Annotated in this window: 19 protein-coding genes; 3 read left to right on the forward strand and 16 right to left on the reverse strand. The window is 37.8% G+C overall.

Translation table 11 applies throughout. The annotated features are described in order from the left end of the window. Nucleotides 1-62: 62 nt before the first annotated feature. From Q0093_RS12105 to trpS, 6 genes are all read right to left on the reverse strand, one after another. The gene (locus tag Q0093_RS12105) at nucleotides 63-425 is read right to left on the reverse strand and encodes a DUF2023 family protein (protein WP_122304420.1); all 363 of its coding nucleotides are present in this window, start codon (nucleotides 423-425) and stop codon (nucleotides 63-65) included. Further along, complete coding sequence (locus tag Q0093_RS12110) at nucleotides 422-925, reverse strand: flavodoxin (protein WP_294178739.1); 504 nt, start codon at nucleotides 923-925, stop codon at nucleotides 422-424. The genes Q0093_RS12105 and Q0093_RS12110 overlap by 4 nt, the downstream gene beginning before the upstream one ends. Nucleotides 926-1,197: 272 nt before the next feature. Then, entirely contained in the window at nucleotides 1,198-2,451 is a 1,254-nt protein-coding gene (locus tag Q0093_RS12115; protein ID WP_294178741.1) for an Nramp family divalent metal transporter, read from the reverse strand. Nucleotides 2,452-2,460: 9 nt separating this feature from the next. Further along, the gene (locus Q0093_RS12120) at nucleotides 2,461-3,360 is read right to left on the reverse strand and encodes a cation diffusion facilitator family transporter (protein WP_297930830.1); all 900 of its coding nucleotides are present in this window, start codon (nucleotides 3,358-3,360) and stop codon (nucleotides 2,461-2,463) included. A gap of 215 nt (nucleotides 3,361-3,575) precedes the next feature. Then, nucleotides 3,576-4,613 carry a hypothetical protein gene (locus tag Q0093_RS12125; protein WP_297930833.1) on the reverse strand — a complete coding sequence of 346 codons (1,038 nt, stop codon included), beginning with the start codon at nucleotides 4,611-4,613 and terminating at the stop codon, nucleotides 3,576-3,578. Nucleotides 4,614-4,860: 247 nt separating this feature from the next. Further along, entirely contained in the window at nucleotides 4,861-5,955 is a 1,095-nt protein-coding gene (trpS, locus tag Q0093_RS12130; protein WP_294178749.1) for a tryptophan--tRNA ligase, read from the reverse strand. Between the two features lie 382 nt (nucleotides 5,956-6,337). Between trpS and Q0093_RS12135 the strand changes: the two genes are divergently transcribed. Then, entirely contained in the window at nucleotides 6,338-6,496 is a 159-nt protein-coding gene (locus tag Q0093_RS12135; RefSeq protein WP_294178752.1) for a hypothetical protein, read from the forward strand. Nucleotides 6,497-6,551: 55 nt separating this feature from the next. On the opposite strand, the gene Q0093_RS12140 is transcribed toward Q0093_RS12135, so the two are convergent. The 4 genes from Q0093_RS12140 to Q0093_RS12155 all read right to left on the reverse strand — a co-directional run bounded on the left by Q0093_RS12140 (nucleotide 6,552) and on the right by Q0093_RS12155 (nucleotide 12,710). Further along, the gene (locus Q0093_RS12140; protein WP_297930837.1) at nucleotides 6,552-9,797 is read right to left on the reverse strand and encodes a malectin domain-containing carbohydrate-binding protein; all 3,246 of its coding nucleotides are present in this window, start codon (nucleotides 9,795-9,797) and stop codon (nucleotides 6,552-6,554) included. 207 nt (nucleotides 9,798-10,004) lie between these two features. Then, nucleotides 10,005-10,775: an inositol monophosphatase family protein gene (locus Q0093_RS12145; RefSeq protein ID WP_294178756.1), complete on the reverse strand. Its 771-nt coding sequence runs from the start codon at nucleotides 10,773-10,775 to the stop codon at nucleotides 10,005-10,007. Between the two features lie 78 nt (nucleotides 10,776-10,853). Continuing rightward, entirely contained in the window at nucleotides 10,854-11,336 is a 483-nt protein-coding gene (locus Q0093_RS12150) for an Lrp/AsnC ligand binding domain-containing protein (protein WP_294178760.1), read from the reverse strand. Nucleotides 11,337-11,522: 186 nt separating this feature from the next. Continuing rightward, a complete protein-coding gene (locus Q0093_RS12155) occupies nucleotides 11,523-12,710 on the reverse strand; it encodes a M20 family metallopeptidase (RefSeq protein WP_297930840.1) in 1,188 nt (395 codons plus the stop codon). A 212-nt stretch (nucleotides 12,711-12,922) separates the two neighbouring features. On the opposite strand from Q0093_RS12155, the gene Q0093_RS12160 reads away from it, so the two are divergent. Both Q0093_RS12160 and Q0093_RS12165 read left to right on the forward strand, forming a co-directional pair. Further along, a complete protein-coding gene (locus Q0093_RS12160) occupies nucleotides 12,923-13,795 on the forward strand; it encodes a zinc ABC transporter substrate-binding protein (protein WP_294178762.1) in 873 nt (290 codons plus the stop codon). Then, on the forward strand, nucleotides 13,782-14,459 hold the full coding sequence (locus tag Q0093_RS12165) for a metal ABC transporter ATP-binding protein (RefSeq protein ID WP_297930843.1): 678 nt from the start codon (nucleotides 13,782-13,784) through the stop codon (nucleotides 14,457-14,459). The genes Q0093_RS12160 and Q0093_RS12165 overlap by 14 nt, the downstream gene beginning before the upstream one ends. On the opposite strand, the gene dprA is transcribed toward Q0093_RS12165, so the two are convergent. From dprA to yaaA, 6 genes are all read right to left on the reverse strand, one after another. Then, nucleotides 14,454-15,560, reverse strand: a complete 1,107-nt coding sequence (gene dprA / locus Q0093_RS12170; protein WP_297930845.1) for a DNA-processing protein DprA — start codon at nucleotides 15,558-15,560, stop codon at nucleotides 14,454-14,456. The two genes, Q0093_RS12165 and dprA, sit on opposite strands and share 6 nt — an antisense overlap. 13 nt (nucleotides 15,561-15,573) lie before the next feature. Then, a complete protein-coding gene (locus Q0093_RS12175; protein WP_294178765.1) occupies nucleotides 15,574-15,978 on the reverse strand; it encodes a thioesterase family protein in 405 nt (134 codons plus the stop codon). A gap of 13 nt (nucleotides 15,979-15,991) precedes the next feature. Then, nucleotides 15,992-17,983, reverse strand: a complete 1,992-nt coding sequence (locus tag Q0093_RS12180) for a DUF4954 family protein (RefSeq protein WP_297930848.1) — start codon at nucleotides 17,981-17,983, stop codon at nucleotides 15,992-15,994. Nucleotides 17,984-18,033: 50 nt separating this feature from the next. After that, complete coding sequence (hflX, locus tag Q0093_RS12185) at nucleotides 18,034-19,257, reverse strand: GTPase HflX (protein ID WP_294178767.1); 1,224 nt, start codon at nucleotides 19,255-19,257, stop codon at nucleotides 18,034-18,036. Between the two features lie 100 nt (nucleotides 19,258-19,357). After that, nucleotides 19,358-19,918, reverse strand: coding sequence for a sugar O-acetyltransferase (locus Q0093_RS12190; RefSeq protein WP_294178768.1), 561 nt, complete (start codon nucleotides 19,916-19,918; stop codon nucleotides 19,358-19,360). A 3-nt stretch (nucleotides 19,919-19,921) separates the two neighbouring features. After that, nucleotides 19,922-20,686, reverse strand: coding sequence for a peroxide stress protein YaaA (yaaA, locus tag Q0093_RS12195; protein WP_297930851.1), 765 nt, complete (start codon nucleotides 20,684-20,686; stop codon nucleotides 19,922-19,924). Between the last annotated feature and the right edge of the window lie 164 nt (nucleotides 20,687-20,850).

Consider the following 20,850-nt stretch of genomic DNA (forward strand, 5'->3'; position numbering starts at 1 on the left):
ATTTCTAAATAAAAAGAGATCGCCTGAAAATTTTTCAGGCGATCTCTTTTTATTTTATTATGCTATGCAGTTCGTGTTATTGTCTTTTTTTTACAGAATCGTTCACACTGCATTGTAATATCATAGCCTAACATTGCCCCTAATATAAAATCTTCTTCTGGAGAAAGTTTATTTAACGGTTTATCGATGAATGTCCGTACGGTTTCCAGACAAGAACGTTTTCCGAAATATAAATTGACTTTATTTTGTACGACTTCTTGAATCAAATACTCGATTTTCTGCTCCCTTAATCGTTCTGTGACAAGATCGGCGCAAGATTTGCACATCGTACAGAGAACCAGATTACGGACTCCTTTCTTAAATTCATAAATCTGGTGAAGAAATACTTTTATAGAGTCAAAGCGGTTATAATCTTCTACACTCATTCAATTTCTTTTTTGATTAAGTTACACCATTCGTGTATGCGTTCTGATACTTTTTGTGAACTTTCATTACAATCATCGATTGCCAGACCTACGAATTTTCCGTTTCTGCAAATTAAAGAATCCGTTACGGCATAGTCTTTGGGTTCGAAACTACCGATAAAGTTACAACCGCTTTCAGATAATTCATCATAAATTAATCCTACTGCGTCACAAAATGTGTCGGGATATGATTCACCGTCTCCACATCCGAATATACCGACTTTTTTCCCATTCAAATTCTGACTTTTTAATGATTTTATGAAATCATACCAATCGTCTTGTAATTCTCCACACCCCCATGTCGATGAGCCTAATAACAAACAATCGTATTTGTCTGTCGCTTCTACTGGGGTTTCGGATACATTGTGAATATCTGTAGAGGATATTCCTAATTCTTGTGCAATTTGGTTGGCTACGGACTCTGTTGTTCCTGTTGTACTGCCGAAAAATATACCTATCATAATTTAAAATTATTTGTTTTTGGCAAAGTAATAAGATATATCCTCCTGCATCAATCCCCTGAACTTATGAAAATAAGGTCTTTCTATACCTACAAATTATGATAGCTCTGCCAAAATCTTGTCTGAATTTTCCGACAAAAAATATTATCAGGTCATTTGGGCGTTTTCTTCCGGACTGTTTTCACGTTCTTACATGTCTTTAACCCATTCGTTTTTTTATCAGGAAGAAAATTTTTTCAAAAAAAGCTCTCAAAAAAGATTTGTACAAAATTTTAAAATAGGCTTATTAATAACGCTATATTCAAAATCGTAACTAATGTCCCTAAAGATAAAAGGATGATTGTCGTCGATTTTTTGTTGACGTGTTTACCCATTACTTTTTTAGAGGAAGTCAGATAAATTTGTGTGAATACGGTAATAGGAAGTTGTACGCTCAACAGCATTTGGGATATGATAAGCCCCTGAAACGGATCTTTGATGAAAAAGATGAGCAATAAAGCCGGAATAAAAGAGAGTAATGTTCCTATTTTCGTATGAATGTCTTTCGGACTATAAGCCTCGTTGAAAAAACCCGCGAAAATAGAAGCCCCTGCAATTCCCGATGTAATGGTCGATGAAATTCCTGCAAATAATAGGGCAATTGCAAATATGACTCCTGCATTGTTTCCGACGAGGGGGGTAAGTAAATTAGCCGCCTGACTAAGTTCGTCCACAACGACTCCTTGTTTATAAAAAGTTGCTGCGGCAAGGATGATCATTGCAGAGTTAATAGCCCAACCTATTCCCATAGAGAGTAGCGTGTCGTAGAATTCATATTTTAATTGCTTCTTTATTACGTTTTCATTCTCTAAATTCCATTCTCGGCTTTGAATGACTTCGGAATGAAGGAAAAGATTATGTGGCATAACAACAGCTCCGAGTACACTCATTATAATCAATAATGAATTGTCAGGGAAAGATGGTGTTACCCAGCTTTTTGCGGTGTTTGTCCACTCTACATCTATCAATGTCAGTTCATAGAGAAAAGAAAGTCCTATTATTGAGACAAACATGATAATCCACCGTTCGATTTTACTGTATGTATTACTGAACAGCATAATAATACAAGCAATTGTTATGATGACAGCTCCTGCTTTTATCGGAATATCGAACAACATTTCTAAAGCGATTGCTCCTCCGAGTATTTCGGCAAGCGAGGTAGATATGCTTGCTAATATCGCAGAGCCTAATATTGGTCGGGAGACTGTTTTGCGAATATATTTGTTGGTGGCCTCTGCAAGGCATAATCCCGTAACGATTCCCAAATGAGCGACGTTATGTTGGATGATAATCAACATAATGGAAGAGAATGTTACTACCCATAGTAATGCGTAGCCAAATGAAGATCCGGCAGCTAAATTTGTAGCCCAATTCCCGGGATCTATAAACCCGACAGTAACAAGCAATCCCGGACCGATATATTTAAGTAAATCCAGAGCTCCTGATTGGGTTTTATGGGTTGTTTTTAATTTCTTGAAAATATTCATATCTTGTAATTAACAGCAATTCCCTTCGCAATGTTCTCCGGGAAGCTCCATTTCTAATGTGGCGTGTTGGATGTTCGCTTTTCTCAGCATTTCTTTCAAATGGCATTTCAGATTTTGACTGTCGGAGAACGAGTTTATAACTATATGAGCCGTTAAAGCTGTCTGAGTCGTGCTGATTGCCCATATATGAAGATGGTGTATTTCTTTTACTCTATTGTCTTCCAATAGTAATGTCCTGATTTTATCGGGATTAATTCCGACAGGCACTCCGTCTAATGATAGGCGTAGGCTGTCGTGGAGTAGATTCCATGTTGATATTAAAATGACGATAGCAACGATCAGTCCAATAATAGGGTCTATCATGTACCAATCTGTGTATTGTATGATTATACCAGAAATCAATACTCCGACCGAAACAAGAGTATCGGCTGCCATGTGCAGGTAAGCACCTTTAATGTTAAGATCGTGTTTACGATCTTTAAAAAAAAGCCAGGCTGTAAAAGCATTGATTAAAATCCCGATTCCGGCGACCCAGGCAATGGCATCGCCTTCGATAGGCTGTGGATTTTTTAGCTTTTCTATACTTTCAGAAAATATTACTCCTACGGCAACTAATAAAATGATCGCATTTAGCAAAGATACCAGAATTGTACTTTTTTTATATCCGTATGTATAGTTTACCGAAGCCTTTACCTTCATAAGGCGAAAAGCCAATAATGCCAATATGAGACTGACTACATCGCTTAAGTTATGTCCTGCGTCAGATAATAATGCAAGGGAGTTCAGATATAATCCTGCCCCGGCTTCTACAATAACGAATGCAAGGTTCAAACCGATTCCCCATATAAATGCTCGATTTATATTTTCTACATGAGGTGTGTGATGGATATGGTCATGACAATGTCCCATAACTTTAAATTTTTATTTCACAAAGTTATTTAGAATAATTATAAATAAAAAGAAAAAGGTACTTTTTCTTAGGACTTGTTGTCTAAATTTTACTCGAGTCAGTTTTAAGATTTTCTTTCGAGGATGTTTTGTCGTAAAACGAAAAAACATTCTTTAGTTAGGTCTGAGTAAAATTTAGGTAGGCTCTTAATAAAACTTGAGATAATCAGAGCATTCTATTTTAGCTTGAATGTATAGCCTATTGTCAAAGTTGCCATATCTACTTTGTTCCCATAACAGTACCGGATTCGGATAGGCAGTTCACATTTTTTCAAATGTAAGTACATTCCTATGCCGGCTATAATTCCCCAGTTATAAACATTGATTGCGTTATCTGCTTTGTATTGTTGTGCAATGAGATATCCATGATGTACTCCGATTTCAAAAAATGGTCTGGCAGTTCCATTCATTACACGACTTTCTATTGTATAGTAGTTTGTGAGGGTATAGGACCATCCTTTTTGGGTTGAAGGGAATTCTGTCCAATATAAATAATCAGGAGACGTGTTTAGCTCTAATCCGATATTGAAAACAAAGCGATCGGAGAATTTACTTAAATTTGTCGCTACAAATGAGCCGATGGCAAATCCCGGATGCCAACCGTTGAGATCATTATAATGATTTATTACAGCCCCTGCCTGAGGGGAGATCCACCATCTTCGAGGAGAATTTCTCTCTTTATATGATACACAGGAGAAGTCGGAGCATATAATTTTATGAAAATTACTGAATAGTTCGATCAGGCTTTTTCTATCAATTCTGGTATTATCGATTTGTGGCTTAAGTTCTGGATATTCAGCAAAAAGAAAATTTAATTTTGCTTTGTTTTGTTGTCGTGTAATATTTTCGGTCTTTAGATTTTTGTCCTCTTTTAGTTCAATCATTTTTCCTGAAGGAACTTCTGCTATAAAAGAAGATTTTCCGTCAGGATATTCAGAGCAGACTCCTATCTTCAAATAGTATAAATTTATATTTCCGGTCAATAATGTTTCTATAAAAACATATTTTTTGAAATGAGGAATATCTATTTCTTTTGATATGTATGTCAACCCTTTTTCATAACCGTAAGAGATAATTTCTTCAGGTATGTAGGTTATGATTTCCGATTGTGGACTATTTTTAAATAAACATTCTCTCCAATCGCCATCTCCATTTCTATAGCCGAGTATTCCATGTATAGTGTCGTTATTGTGTGTAATTATGTATCCATTCATCCATTCTATGTTTGAGTTTGAGGCATAAATTACAAAATTGAGAGATAAAAGCAAAGATGTAAAAAGTCCTTTAAAAAAATGCGTATTCATGATTTTATGGTATAATAAGGTTAACTTAGCTATATTATAGACAAATTTAGATGAATGAAAACGTCAGTTTGAAGGCATAAATAACCCTCGAAAGTTCTTGTTTTCAACTTTTCGAGGGTTATGATTTTTTGAGATTATTATATAATAGGTGGTAGGGTTATTGTTGCCCAAATTTTTTCGATTGTTCTGCAATTAGTTCATCGTCATCGAAATAATTGATCTTCATTGCTTTGCGAACATCAGAAAGTGTATCGGCTGCCGCTTCTCTTGCTACTTCGCTTCCTTTTTTCAATATATTATAAATTGCTGGAATATCTTTTTCGAACTCTTTTCGTCTTGAACGTATCGGTTCTAATTCTTCCTGCATGATTGCGTTCAAAAATCTTTTAACTTTAACATCTCCCAATCCTCCTCTTTGATAGTGAGCTTTTAATTCGTCAAGGTTAGGATAGTCTGGCAGGTATTTCTCAAAATGTTCGGGTTTGCAGAATGCGTCGAGATAAGTAAATACTGTATTCCCTTCAATTTTCCCCGGATCTTGTACACGTAAATGTCCGGGATCGGTAAACATACTCATTATTTTTTTTTGTAAGTCGTCTGCAGATTCCGATAAATATATGCAATTGTTCAATGATTTGCTCATTTTGGCTTTCCCGTCTGTTCCCGGAAGTCTCAGACAGGCAGAGTTATCCGGCAATAAAATTTCCGGTTCAATCAAGGTTTCTCCATAAACGGCATTGAATTTCCGGACTATTTCTCTTGTTTGTTCCAACATCGGTTCTTGGTCTTCTCCGACAGGAACTGTTGTCGCTTTGAAAGCTGTGATATCAGATGCTTGGCTGATGGGATAGGTGAAAAATCCCACAGGAATCGAGGTCGCAAAATTTCGCATCTGTATTTCTGTTTTTACAGTAGGATTCCTTTGCAGTCGGGAGACCGTTACCAGATTCATGTAGTAAAAAGCCAGTTCGCAAAGTTCCGGTATTTGGGATTGGATGAATATGGTCGATTTTGTCGGATCGATTCCGCATGCTAAGTAATCTAAAGCTACCTCTATTATATTCTGACGAACTTTTTCAGGGTTTTCTGCATTATCGGTAAGAGCCTGAGCATCGGCAATCATAATAAATATTTTGTCGTATAAGTTTGAATTTTGCAGCTCTACTCTTCGTTTCAACGACCCAACATAATGTCCGATGTGTAATTTCCCGGTCGGGCGATCTGCGGTCAATATTATTTTTTCTTTTCCCATTTATATGTTATGTTTAATTATGCTGTTTCGATATTTTGCAAAAATACAGATTTAGCGATTAGTTTTACCTATTTAATTTATTTTTTTGTATATCCTTTTGTCTTTCTTAGAGCTTGTCTAAATTTTGCTCGGGTCAGATTTGAGAGTTTCTTACGAGGATATTTTTCTGTTTTTATGAGGATGATAGCGGGCTATCTGACGAGTGAAAACGGGAAAATAGGCCGGAAGAAAGCGCAAAAATGACTTGATAATATTTTCTAATTGGAAAATTTAGACAGGCTCTTAGAAAATATAAAATTTACATGTTGCTGTATTTTTAGGACGTTTTCCTCTTGAGAGGAGCTTAATGGAAGGTGACTAAAAAAGATGATAACTATAGGACATGAAACAGGCTGCTTTAGGTAAGAATATTAAAGCAACCTGTTTATTTTTAGAGACCGGTAAAAGTTCTATATCCGGATTTTTCGAGTCTTTTCCGGTATGTTCACTCGTTCCTGCACATCTACGCTACACTTTTATCGGGACAGAAGAATGCCTTTGAAAACTATTATCAAAAACTGTCCGCGCAAAATTAAACACTCTGTCTCTGAAATTTTTTATTCAGGGAATATTTCGTAGCCACAAATTTGTGGAGCTCCTGATTTTATATCTTTCAATTCAATTGTGATTTTTTGATCTTTATCGGGAACAATTCCTTTAATTTCTTTAACGAGAGCTTTAAATTTACTTCCGGCTTCTTTAATAACATCTAAATTTGTCAATACGGTTTTGCCGTTGATCAATACGTTGAAGCGACGTTTTCCCGGAGGTGTATTTTTATCCAACTCTGCAAAGTGTAGTCTGACCGTGTAAATTCCATTTGGATTATTCATCAAATTCGGATAGGAACAAGATCCCCAGCGAACCGTCTTGTATATTGCTTCAGGTCCTGACATAGGTGCACTTACATCGACATCTTCAGTACAATATCCTAAAGCTCCTTCAAGAAAGCCCGGATCTTTAGAAAATCCGTCTCTGTTATATCCGGAACAATTGATGCGGATTTCATCGGACGGTTCTAATTTTGGAGCAGTGAATGTAAACTCTGATTTAGGCCAACTATTTACTTCTGCATTTTTATTCGGGGCGATATAAGTTGATGAGGATACTTTGATATTCCATCCGTCGACCAAAACGAGCGGTTTTTCTCCTTTGAGATTAGCAATATCTGCTTCGATTGTTATTTTTTTCTCTTCTTTCGGTGCTAAAGAAATGTAATTGTCGCTGTAATATACCGGAAGTACACGTTTCCCGGTTTTCCCTCGATGCAATTGCAAGTGAGTCATTAAAGCGATGTTTTTACTCGGGTTGCGCAAAATAACATCGATGAATATTTTTCCGTCTTTTGTACGGGTAGAGGCTTTCGTTGCGAGTTTTACGACAGGTATTGATTCAAGAGCGGTGAGGTCGTTTGGTTTTGAAGAGATCCCTCGCCAGTAAAAATTGTCTGAGACCAGTTTCCCGTCAGAGTCTCGGAGTTCGAGTTTTATAAAATGAACCGGAGATAAGTTCGAAGGCCATTCAATGTCGCTTATTTTATTTACCGAACAGGCAGAAGCATTTACTCCATAACTCTTTTCGGCTGCAACAGACCCGTCGATATTGTAAATTGTAATTTTTGCATAAGCCCTGCTTAATGCCTTCGGCTCATGATTAATTACCTGTATTATACCATTCTCTGTTTCGTTGAATTGAATGTGTATTTGTTCACAAGCTTTTTGTAAAGCGAAGAAAGAGGCGTTCGGTTCTAAATCATAGTGGAACATTTGCCAAACAAAGCTCGGTTGGGCGGGAACACTCATCCATAACAATATTCCTTGTGCCGGGGAAAACATTTTACCTATTCGTCCTTCATATAAAGCACGAAAACCTTCATAATTCATCATTTGTGATTTACGGACAAAATCAGCTACATTGACAACTTTTCCATAACGTTTTGTCATTGTTTTCATTAGGTTACGTCCACCTCCTGAAATGAAATTATGTTCTGCCCATGCATCGGTAATACTTGTCCAATCTTTTTCCGGTATCATGCCTTGAATAGATTCCAATGTCGGTATAGATTGAGGACCGATTTCTGTTTTAAATGTTTCTTTTTTATTGAATTTTTTGCTTTCGGAAAAACGATAATAATCTACCGGAGTCTGCCATTCATACGGACCTCCTGAATTGCATCCGCCTCCACCACCGGAATTGGATTGATAATGGCGTAGGGGATCGAGCTCTGCAAGAACGTAGCGTACAGCGTCATCGAGATATTTAGGAGGATACGCTTCGTTGCGCGCACACCATATAACCAGTGACGGATGATTGCGGAAATTTAATATTTTATCGCGGACATTTGCCATGTAAAGATCTTGGTCGAGAGGATCTGCTGCATTGAATTGCCAGAATTCGTCCCAAATCATTATACCGTATTTATCGCAAAGGTCGTAGAGGATTTTGCTTGCGGCTTGTCCTCCCCATAGACGTATCATGTTGAAATTGGCATCTTTATGCATGCGTATCTGAGCTTCTAACCGTTTGGGATCGATTCGCTTCAGGGCTTCATCCAATCCCCAATTGCCTCCTTTACAAAATATGCGTACCCCATTTACCGTAAGACCCAGATTCTCACTTTCGGGGATATCGTATGATACTTCTCGGATACCGAATGTTATCTCTTTCTCATCAGAAACTTTTCCGTCTATTTCAAAAGACAAATGCATAGAATAAAGATTCTGTTCTCCTAATCCGTTAGGCCACCAAAGTTTCGGATTTTCGATATTTAGTTGAGTAAACTCTTTAGGATCGAATGTAAATGTCAGTGATCGCCAAGGGGCGATTTCTACCATTTTTTCGAACTTTACATTGTTGAAACTTCCTTTGATTATACCTTTTTGTGCATTTCCGGTTATATTTTGTACTGTTGTTTGTACAGTTACGGAAGCTTTATCGGTACGTGGTAACGGCAAATCCGATGTAATTAATGGATCTTTCATTAATACGTGACCTGTTGCAGAAAGAAAGACGTCTTGCCATATTCCGCTGTTTCGATCTCGGATTCCGGACAACCAGTCCCATCCGTTGGAACATCCGAAGGTCGGCCCGTCAAGGCGACCCACACCTCCGCACGGACCTCCAACCGTACCCATAATATGTTCGAAAGGAACTCCGGTATTTGGTTGAGGAGAAATACGGACGGCAATAACAGCTGTTTGCCCGGGTTTAACGAATGGCGTAATATCGAAATTGCCTCGTATGAATGCTCCTTTGATCGGACCTACCCGACGTCCATTTACCCAAATATCGGCAGAGTAGTTAATTCCGTCGAAATTGAGCCATATAGTTTTGTTTTTATATGACTCCGGGATCATAACTTCATTTCTGTACCACCAGTCTGTGTGACAAAGATATTCCGGTATTACTTCAGGGCGATTGTTCTCTCCGTATAGCGGTTCGGGATAAACACCGTTATTTACTAAAGTCGTGAGAACGGTTCCGGGAACTGTTGCTTTATACCAACCTGAAGGTTGATATTTTACTGTAGAGATTACTTTACCCTCTTGTGGAACTTTTGCAGCGTTTTCCATTTCCCATCCGGCTTTCATACCTTCTTTGAAAATTATGGCTGCGTCTTGCATTTCCCATCCGGAGTTGATCAGTATCTTATTTGATGCTTGTCCATGAACAGATAGTGACAGTAGCAGCATGGCCAAGGTTGTAAACAAGCTAAGTTTCCCTTTTCTTTGAATGATAATTTGGGGTAGGCGCAATGCTCTGCTAAAGAGAGTATGCTGTTGATAAAAATAAAGTGTTTTCATAAGATTATATTGGCTTTTGATATTAATATACACTTGGGAATTACTATCCTTTATTTCAGATTTTCAGTTATTTTTGAAATAAAAAAACAGCTCTTGATAAAAGCTGTTTACAAAGTAAATTCCGAGTGATTAACGATCGGATAAAATTGTACTTAAATTTGCATTAAGAATCATTCAACCTTATTTTAAGCCGATAATCTGTCATTTTTATCTGATATTTTCTTTTAGTAATAATGTAATATCCGAATTTCCGGCGATGATTGAAATGCCTCTGTTATTCCGAAATGAAATTACTTTGCCTTGGGCTTCTTCTACCAGTAAAATGCCGGCGCAAACATCCCATAAATTCAGATTTAATTCCCAATAACCATCTAAATTCCCGGCTGCTACACAACATAAATCATACGCTGCAGAACCCATACGCCTGATTCCTCTTACTTTGGGTAAGATATGAACTATATTGGCTGAATTGTTATCCGGGTTAGTCCCATGATCGTATGGAAAACCTGTCGCGATGACAGATCGTGATAATTCTGTTTTATCGGAGACTTTCAATTTTTGTCCGTTTCTATAAGCCCCTTCACCTTTTATTGTAGTATAGAGTTCGTTTAAATAGGGAGCGTAAATAACTCCGATAATTGTCTCTTTTTTATATTGCAGCCCTATCGATACACAGAAAACGGGTAATCCTTGGCTAAAATTCGTAGTGCCGTCTAAAGGATCTATGATCCAACAATAATCACTACCTTTTTCATGTATTCCGGTTTCTTCTCCTAACATGTCGTGATCTGGAAAATGAGTGGCAAGTTGATCTTGGAAATATTGCTCGCAAGCTTTATCCGCTGCGGTTACGATATCAAAAATATTCGATTTGGTTTTTATTGATAGATGACTTTTTCTGAAATATGAAAGCTGAATTTCTCCCATCATTTTAGCCCATTCTATCGCTTTTGTTTCTAATTCTTTCCAGTCGTTCATGATGAAACATTGATTAAAAAAATCCGCTATGCCTTTTTTTCTGGTATAGCGGATTTATATGATTTTATCGTCATTTAGTTAGTCTTCCGATTCGTCTTCCAGATCCTCGATCGGTAATTGTCGCTTGAATGCCTCTTTGAAAGAGATTAGAGATTCGGTTCTGGCTAAGCCTAAAGGCTGTAGTTTAGTATGAATTATTTTTAATAAATGGCTATTGTTGCGAGCATATAATTTGATAAACATATCGTATTGTCCTGTCGTATAATGGCATTCTACGACTTCGGGAATTTGTCGAAGTTTTTCCAGAACTTCTTTGAATTGTCCGGGATTTTGAAGATAAAGACCTATGTAAGCACATGTTTCGAACCCGATTTTATTGGAGTCGATTGTGTATTCCGATCCTTTAATGATTCCCAAGTTTGTCAATTTTTGTACCCGTTGATGAATTGCTGCTCCGGATACATTACACTCACGAGCTACTTCCAGAAACGGAATGCGGGCGTTGGATGCGATTAGTTTTAAGATTTTATAATCTAAACTATCTAATTGGTGGTGTCCCATTTATGTATGTACTTTAATTGATTTAAATGCAATTTTATACAAATGTATGGAAAATAGATTACATTTTCAAATAAAAATGGAAGAAAAACGAATTTATTTTTGAAAATCGATCTTACAATTTTCTTTTTATAATATTTTGATATTCTGATTGTAACTTTAATGTTTTATCTGTAAAGAAACGGGCTCTTATGGTTTATTCAAGAAGCGGTATGCCAGCCATGATAATGTTTTTACTCCGGTTTTTAAGGCCGCTTCATCGATTAGGAAATACGGAGTATGCTGGCCTTGACATTCAGGGTTAGCAGATCCTTTTATTCCCAGTCTGAAAAATGTAGAGGGTATAACATGTGAATAAAATGCGAAATCTTCAGAAGTCATCCGTTTTTCTAACGGAATCACGTGTTTCTCTCCTAATAGTTCTATTGCGTAGTTACGGGCTTCTTCTGTGATGTTCGTGTCATTTATAAGTGCAGGATACCCGTCTTTCATATCTATCTCGCAAGTACATCCATAGCTTTCGGTCGTTTGTTTGATTGTTTGCAGAATAAGAGATCTCAACTTCATCCTTTCTTTTTCTTCCATACATCTCAAAGTCCCGGATATTTGAACTTCTTGAGGAATGATGTTTGTTGCTCCGTCTGCAATGAAACGACCTATAGACAAAGTGGCCGGGATAAAAGGATTGCGTCTGCGGCTGATAATTTGTTGCAAAGATATTACGACTTGAGCTGCCGCCAGCACCGTATCGTTCAGCAAATGAGGCATTGCTCCGTGTCCACCTTTCCCTTTTACCGTAATGTGAATCTCGTCTGCAGAGGCCATTATACATCCGTCACGGAACGCTACTGTACCACAAGGTATTTCGGTATGGGTATGTAGTGCCATCATACATTCCGGGCAGATATTATCGAAAAGACCGTCCTGGAGCATTAACCGTGCTCCGCCCGGGTGACGTTCCTCTCCCGGTTGGAAGATGAGTAGCAATGTTCCGCCGAATTCTTTTTTTAATTTATTCATTACAAGAGCACTGCCTAATAAGCAGGCCGTGTGGGCATCATGTCCGCAAGCATGCATTACATGAGGTATTTTTGACCGATATTCGATCTTATTTTTTTCTTCTATTGGCAGAGCATCCATATCTGCACGGAGTCCGATAATGTGTTTACCTTCTTTCTCGCCTTCTATCCGAGCCAGAATTCCGTAGCCTCCTATTCGGTTACGATAAGAAATACCTTCTTTTTTCAATATTTCTTCGATAAAGAGAGACGTCTCTTTTTCTTGGAAAGAGAGTTCCGGATATTGGTGTAGATGTCGATATATCGATATGACATCTTTTTCGATTTGGTCGCTGAGCCGGTTGATAATATTTTTCATATAAATATAAATGATTCACAAACTTACGTATTCTAATAATAAATAACGATGCTTTTTCGTTATTCTTTTGTTACTTTTAATAAGATACGATGTGTTAAAATCGTTAGTTTAAAATATTAAAGGCATCTGAATTTTAGATTTATTTAGCCTTTTGTTCTATATTTGTTTGAATTTTTGCATTTAGCAAAGATTTGTAACACAAAGGAAATAAAATGAAACTATTTTATCCTATATGGATGGTTGTTCTTTTCTCTTGTTTATTATTCGTGTGTTCTTGTATTCGTCAACCAGAACAAAAGAGAATCGTGACCGTTACCATACAGCCTCAAAAATATTTTGCGGAAAAAATTGCTGGGGATAGGTTCGATATCAATTGTATTGTACCTAATGGTAGTAATCCGGAAGCTTATGACCCTTCTCCTTCTCATTTGGTTCGCGTAGGGAAAAGTGTTGCCTATCTGAAGATCGGCTATATCGGTTTTGAAGTAGCTTGGCTTGATAAATTAGCGAAAAATAATCCGGAAATGAGAATTTATGATACTTCCGAAGGAGTGTCTTTATTGACCGGTACTCATGAGTGTCATGAAGAACCACATGCTCTGCATATGGAGAATATAGATCCTCATATATGGAGTTCTCCCAAAAGAGCTCGTATTATTGTGCAGAATATGTATGATGCATTTATCGATATTGATCCTGACGGAAAAGAGTATTATACTAAAAATTATGAAAAGCTTGTAGCGGAGATAAACCGGATAGATACTTTGTTAACTAAGAAGCTTGCTCCCCATAAAGGAGAAATGTTTGCGATTTATCATCCGTCGCTTAGTTATTTGGCGCATGATTACGGTCTGCGCCAATTGAGTGTAGAGTTGAACGGAAAAGGTCCTTCGGCTTTTTATATGAAGAGAGCTATCGATACGGCACGTGAAAATAATGTTCATATCGTATTTATTCAGAAAGAGTTTAATATTAAACAAGCTCTTACATTTGCAGAGGAATTGAAAGGGAAAGTTGTTCAGATCGACCCTTTGAATTACGAGTGGGGAGAAGAATTAATTCATATCGCAAATGCTTTTGATTAAGGATAAACGAATCGAAGTTTCCGGGGTTTCGTTGCAATATGATCGTACACTGGTTCTTGAAAATATCGATCTTATTGTTTATGACCGGGACTTCTTAGCAATTACCGGCCCTAACGGGGGAGGAAAGACGACATTGTTAAGGATTATTCTCGGATTGTTGTCTCCTTTATCCGGTAAAGTTTTGTTTTATCGCGATGGATTGAAAGTCCCGTATTTGAATATGGGATATTTACCTCAAAAGAATACAATAGATTCGCGTTTCCCTCTTACTGTTTCGGAAGTTATTTTTTCGGGTTTGATGGGCGAAAAACGTTTTTTGAAACCATTTACACCGGAACAACGGTTGCGGGTAGAGGAAGCTTTGTCTCTTGTCGGGCTTGAGAAATTTGGAGAACGTCCTATCGGAAAGCTTTCCGGAGGGCAAATGCAGCGTGCCTTGCTTGCAAGAGCTCTTGTTTCGCGTCCGGAAATTCTCTTGTTAGACGAACCGTCGTCTTATGTCGATCAGGAATTTGAGGAACGTATGTATGAAATCTTTCGTGAAATTAATAAAACAACGACTGTTATTTTGGTATCACATGAATTGAACAAGATGGAGGAGATGGCAACTCGTATAGTGCGGATTAATCGGTCTATTCGTGAGGTAAATAACCGGGAATTATGATTTCCGGTATAACCCTCCGGGATATGGTTGGACAAGACCTTTGAATTCGAGTTCGAGAAGAGTTGCCAATACTTGAGATGCAGGAAGATTACCGATAATTGTCAATTGATTTATATGGCATTCTCCTTTTTCCTCCAATATTTTCATCAATAATGTTTCGGTTTCGTTCAGCTCCGGAAAAAGAGATATTTGTTTCGGTTCTTTATTCGGGATGTCCCAACACATGGCATCGGCGATATCCCGAGCCGAAGTTACTAAAGCTGCCCGGTTGTTTCTTATTAACTGATTGCAACCTTTAGAATATTCATTCTGTATGTTTCCGGGCAGAGCGAATACATCCCGATGATAGCTTTCTGCAATTCCGGCAGTAATTAAAGAACCACCCTTTTCTGCTGATTCTATAATCAGTGTTGCATCCGACATTCCGGCAACTATTCGGTTACGGGCTACAAAATTTCCTTTATGTGTCGGATGCTGAGATGAATACTCAGTCAGTAATCCTCCGCAAGAAAGCATTTCTGCAGCAGTCTTTCTATGTGTAGCCGGGTATAAAGTATTCATTCCGTGGGCTAAAATGCCGATAGTTTGAAGCTTATTATTTAGAGCTTCTCGATGTGCGCATATATCTATTCCGTAAGCTAACCCACTTACTATTATTAGGTCAGGAAACCATCTGGACAATTCTTGTAAGAGGGTTTTACAAAAGTCTCGTCCGTAATTAGTCGCATGACGAGTACCTACAATACTTATTATTTTAGAGGAATTCAGGTTTGCCGTACCTCTATAATATAACAATATCGGAGCATCGATACACTCATTCAAACGGGCTGGATATTCAGAGTCGGAGAAGAATATAGGGACAATGTGATTTTTTTCAATAAAATCTATTTCTCTTTTAGCTGTTTCAATGGCTGTTTTTATGGAATCGTCATTAAAGACGGGTGTTTGCAGTTTGCATATATTCTGCAAGTTTTGTCCTTTTTCCTTAAATATTCCTGAAGCGCTGCCTATTGTATCCAGTAATGCCTTTGCCAGTAACAAATTCATACCTTTAATGCGGGTCAAAGCGATCTGATATATTGTCTCTTCGCACAATGCCATAACAATAAAGAGGTTACAGATATTCCTTGAATAGTTTTTCTAATTCTTCTCCTCGACTGATACGTCCGTTTACGATACAGACAGTCTCCACTCGACTTTTGATGCAGAGCTTTTTGTCTGATCGGCGAAAAATGTCTTGATAAAAAACGAATTTTGCTCCTTCTTTTCGTAAAAAAAGCTTACAGGTAAACCAATCTTGACTTTTAAGCGAGGTTTTGTAGTCTATTTCTATACGGCAAACTACCGGTTCTATACCTTGTTTCCTCATATCGACAAAAGCAGTTCCTGTACTTTGCAGAAATTCATGTCGTGCATGTTCCAGATAGTGCTGGTAGTTTGCATTGTTGACGATACCTTGCATGTCGCACTCGTAGTCACGCACTTTCATTTCCAATTCAAAACAATATTTCTTTTCCATTAAAAAGTTGATGCTAATTTATTAAATGGGCGATACGATCGATCAATTCGTTCCCCAATTCTGTTTTTGCTTTAATATGTTCGTTTACGGTTTTTACAAAAGGATTATTCTCAAAAGCTCCTCTGACCTGTTCAAAATCGACATTTTTTTGTTGAGTATTTCCGTCTATTCCGAATCCGGTTTTTGCTGTCATTGAAAATTCTTTTTTTGCATCGGCATATAACATCTCATCGAGGCTTACGACAGCATCTTTCCATATATTGACGATTTCTGTAATATCTTGTGCCGTTATTTGGTCGATAGGTCGGTGATACCATGATTGCATTACTTCATACGCCCACGCCCATTCTAAATCGTAATAGCGTTTGTGTAGATTTATAAATGTTTGTTGTATCGGTTCGAGAGTTTTGATTTTTTCTGTCTCTATTTGGCTGATGAGGTGGTCTATCTCTGATTTGGGGGCTATCAAACCCGAAAGATCAAGCCAATCTCCTGTTCCTATATTATTGTCGGGACGTAATCGTTCTCTTATTTCGTCATCGCTTTTGAACTGAATCTCTTCCAGACGTTTAATAATAGAATTTCCTAAAAATTTGTTGATAGCTTTAGAGTATAAGTTAATTCCTTTGACCAGAGATGTATTTTTGATACAAGCACTTTGATAGGAATATACTTCGGATGTTTCTCCCGAACTTTCCTGTAAGTGGCGTAAAACGTCTATGGCTGTCAGCATTTTCTGTATCGTGTAAGGACTTAGTAGATTAAAATTCACCATGTCGAGGTGTTCCGGATCTTTCCGGTTATCTCGTTTCGGCCATTTTAGTGCATCCCGAATAGTTCCTACACTTTTCAAGTTTACTCCCGGTACGAGGTATGATTCAGAACCTTTCTCGATAAGATAAGAAAAAGGAAGTTTAGACGTGTCCGGATGTCGCACATGCCGACCCATGACAAGAGAAAAAGCACCTATTTTAGCAGGCCAAAGAACATAAGAATCACTTGTCGTTTTAGATCCCCTTTCTACGATACCTTGGTGAATAGGACCGAGTTTATACATGTGGTTGCTTTGGTTAGAACCGCTTCCTGCATTCAGAAAAGAAAACATTCCGGCGATTAAAAGGCTCGACTTGTGCATCGATACGGTATAAGGGCCGGCAAAGATAGCACATGCTTCTCCGTTTTCTCCTTGACAATTACAGAAGAATAAAGAATCGTGTGCCGAAAAAAGATGAGAAAGATGACAAGCTTGTCCGATAAAACAACGCATCATGACAACACCGTCGCTGACATGTGCTCCGGAACTGATAATGAAATCTTCTGCCATTACATTATGCCCGATCACGACGGGATCGTTTTCGTTACTGTTGATAGTGCCGTTTTCCAGTCGTGAAGTCCCGTCGATGGTACAATAACTTCCGATACGGACATTTTTAATTGTTCCGGTATTTATGATAGTTACATGGTCTCCGATAGTTCCTGTTTCTGAGGCGTGATCTTCGGCATACGTGTCGATCATTTTTTTTAACTTCTCTATTAAGAGGGGGCGATGACGATATAAAGCTATGATATAAGCCAGATGAGCCGATAGTTTATCGTAAATGGGAACTTCCCGTCCGCCTGTTTCGCTAAGTACAGAAACCTCTGTCCCGTTTCCGAATTTGCTTTTACCGTCAACTACCAGAATATTTACATTTTGGATGAAACTGTCATTTCCTATTCGGTAATTGGCGATATAATTAGGTACGTTTTCGATTAACACATCATCTCCGATTTCGCAGTTATGTAAAGTCACGTGTCGCAATCCGGAATGTTTTTTTAATCCTCCATCTAATGTAAACTCTTTTTTGAAAGCACCTAATTTTATTTGACCCGAAAAACGGGTATGACATATATGATCGGGAATAAAGTCCTTTGTTACGGATATTGCCGACCAATCATCTGCCATGCAGTTCTGTCGTTTTAATTGCTCGATTTCTGTAATCGTTAATCCTCTGTAAGCTCCCATTGTGTAGTGATGTATGAGTTGTATTTTAAAGTTTGCTTCTTTTTCAGAGCCTATATATTTTCCTCTTCATCATATTTTTGAAAAAGGAAATCGTTATAAGGGAAACGGGTCACGTGTATCTCTTTAACACGTTCGTATAACAGTTTTTTTAGTTCTTCAATATTGTTCTTTTCTTTTGCCGATATGAAAATACAATTTTCATTCATTTTGGCCATCCAAGTTTCTTTCAGCTCGTCTAACGAGATATTCTCTTTCGTTTTAGGCGATAGGTCATCCGGATCTTTTTCTACATACGAAAATGCATCGATTTTGTTAAATACGATTATCATCGGTTTATCGGAAGAGTTACAAACTTCATGCAGCGTCTGATTTACGATTTCTATCTGTTCTTCGAAAGACGGATGTGAAATGTCAACGACATGCACTAATAAATCGGCATCCCGAACTTCGTCTAATGTAGATTTGAAAGATTCGACCAAATGAGTCGGAAGTTTCCGGATAAAACCTACTGTATCGGTCAATAAGAAAGGCAAGTTATCGATGATGACTTTTCGCACGGTCGTGTCTAAAGTTGCAAAAAGCTTGTTTTCAGCGAAAACTTCCGATTTACTGAGCAAGTTCATCAGAGTAGATTTCCCGACGTTTGTATATCCGACCAATGCGACACGCACCATTTTCCCTCTGTTTTTTCGTTGCATCTCTTTTTGTTTGTCTATTTGCTTCAGTTCTGTTTTTAATCGGGAAATTTTATCCAAAATAATTCGTCGGTCTGTTTCGATTTGGGTTTCGCCCGGACCTCGCATTCCGATACCTCCCCGTTGTCGCTCCAAGTGAGTCCATAACCGGGTCAGTCGAGGAAGAAGATATTGATATTGAGCCAGTTCTACTTGACTTTTTGCGTTGGCGGTTTGCGCTCTTTTTGCAAAAATGTCGAGGATAAGACTGGTGCGGTCTAATATTTTTACTTGAAGTTCTTTTTCTATATTTTTTAATTGCTTTGGAGACAGATCATCATCGAAAATAACGAGACCTATTTCATTTTCTTCGACATAATCCTTGATTTCTTGTAATTTCCCGGCTCCGACAAATGTTACGGGATTTGGATATTCTAACCGTTGTAAAAATTTTTTGACCGGTTCTGCTCCCGCTGTTTCTGCCAAGAACGCTAACTCGTCCAGATACTCGTTCGCTTTTGTTTCGTTTTGAGTTTGGGTGATAATACCAACTAAGACCGTGCGTTCAGATTCTTGTTTAGTCAGGATAAATTCTTTCATTGACAATATTCTTATAGTTATTGCAAATATAATGCAAATGGCTTATATTTTGTTCTTCTTGCAGTTATAAACTGTATATATACTAATCTTATTGACAGAATTACAAATCGAGCCGTTTTTTTACTATCGCTGGATTTCCTGCAGCAAAAGAATCATCGGGAATGTCTTTAACTACGACACTCCCTGCTCCGATGATACATCGGTTACCTATTGTTACTCCCGGACAAATTACTACACCTCCTCCGATCCAGCAATCGTCTCCGATCGTAATTGCTTTTCCGTGTTCTACTCCGGTAGCTCGTACTTTAAAGTCGGATGGATGAATCGGTGCATAGATCTGGACATTCGGACCTATCAGTATATTTTTACCCAAAGTGATGGGTGCTGTATCTAAGATTGTGCATCCGTAATTGATAAACCCGTTTTCTCCTCCATATATTAAAGATCCGAAATCACAAAGAAAGGGGGGCTGTATTCGCAATGTCGGATGCGCATTGGGTAATAATTTACCTAATAAAGGGTTCTCTTCGAGACAGTTGACAAAGGATTCTTTATTGTATTGTTCGACTAAAGCTAATGCTTGTTGATGCATTTGTTGTAATTCGGGATCGTAAGGAGTGTATAATTCTCCTGCTAACATTTTTTCTTTTTCTGTTTTCATTCGTTATTCTTGAGTGAAGATAAAATTTGTTTTGTCTGAAAGATTCTCATTAAAAGAAAAACCTTCCCATGAAAAAGCTTTCAAGTCTTCAGGCTTTTCGATTTTATTTTTGATTATGAAACGTGTCATAGCACCGCGAGCCATTTTTGTGTAAATGACGACAGTCGTCCGTTTTCCGTTTTTCCAGACTTTAAATTGCGGAGTAATAACGGTAACGGAAGATTCTATTTCTTTCCAATCGAATAATTGTTTCATTTCGCTACTTGCCAAATTGAATAGAATATTTCCGTTTTTTCTTATTTCCGATAAAAGCGGTTGTGTCAGTCGGGATTTCCAGTATTCGAACATGGAGTCTGTTCCGGTTCTGGGTAATGTGACACTGCCTTCTAATCGATATGGTTTGATGCCGTCTAACGGGCGTAATAATCCGTAACAAAAAGACGTGATTCGTAAATGTTTTTGTGCATATAAAAATTCTTCACGAGTAAAGTCGCTCGGATTGATGTTTTTAAATACGATTCCCGTATATGCAAGCAAAGCTTGCAATGTCGGTGTCTCTTCGGAGTAGAAGAGTCTGTATCGTTCATAGTTTTCCAGAGCTAATCGGGAAGTAATGTGTAACATTCTCTTCAATTCATCGGGCGAATATTCGGTTAGTTGCAGGATAATATCCGAAGCCTCTTTTCCGAATTTCGGAGTAGTAAGAGCCGGAGCTTTTATTCCGGTCGTGTCACACATTGTTTTGGCACAAGATAGAAGTGTCATCATAATCGTGTCAGTAAAATGTTTATTCAGTAAATGTAAAAGAAAAAATCGTATTATGGAAAAACTTCTTTTGGTATGGTTAATATATTATTGTGTATTTTGTTGGATTACAATTTTTTTTATCTTTGTGAAAGTTGAATTCGTCATCAGTCGCTGATTAATACCAT

Source organism: uncultured Coprobacter sp. (genome assembly GCF_947855755.1).
GTDB lineage: Bacteria > Bacteroidota > Bacteroidia > Bacteroidales > Coprobacteraceae > Coprobacter.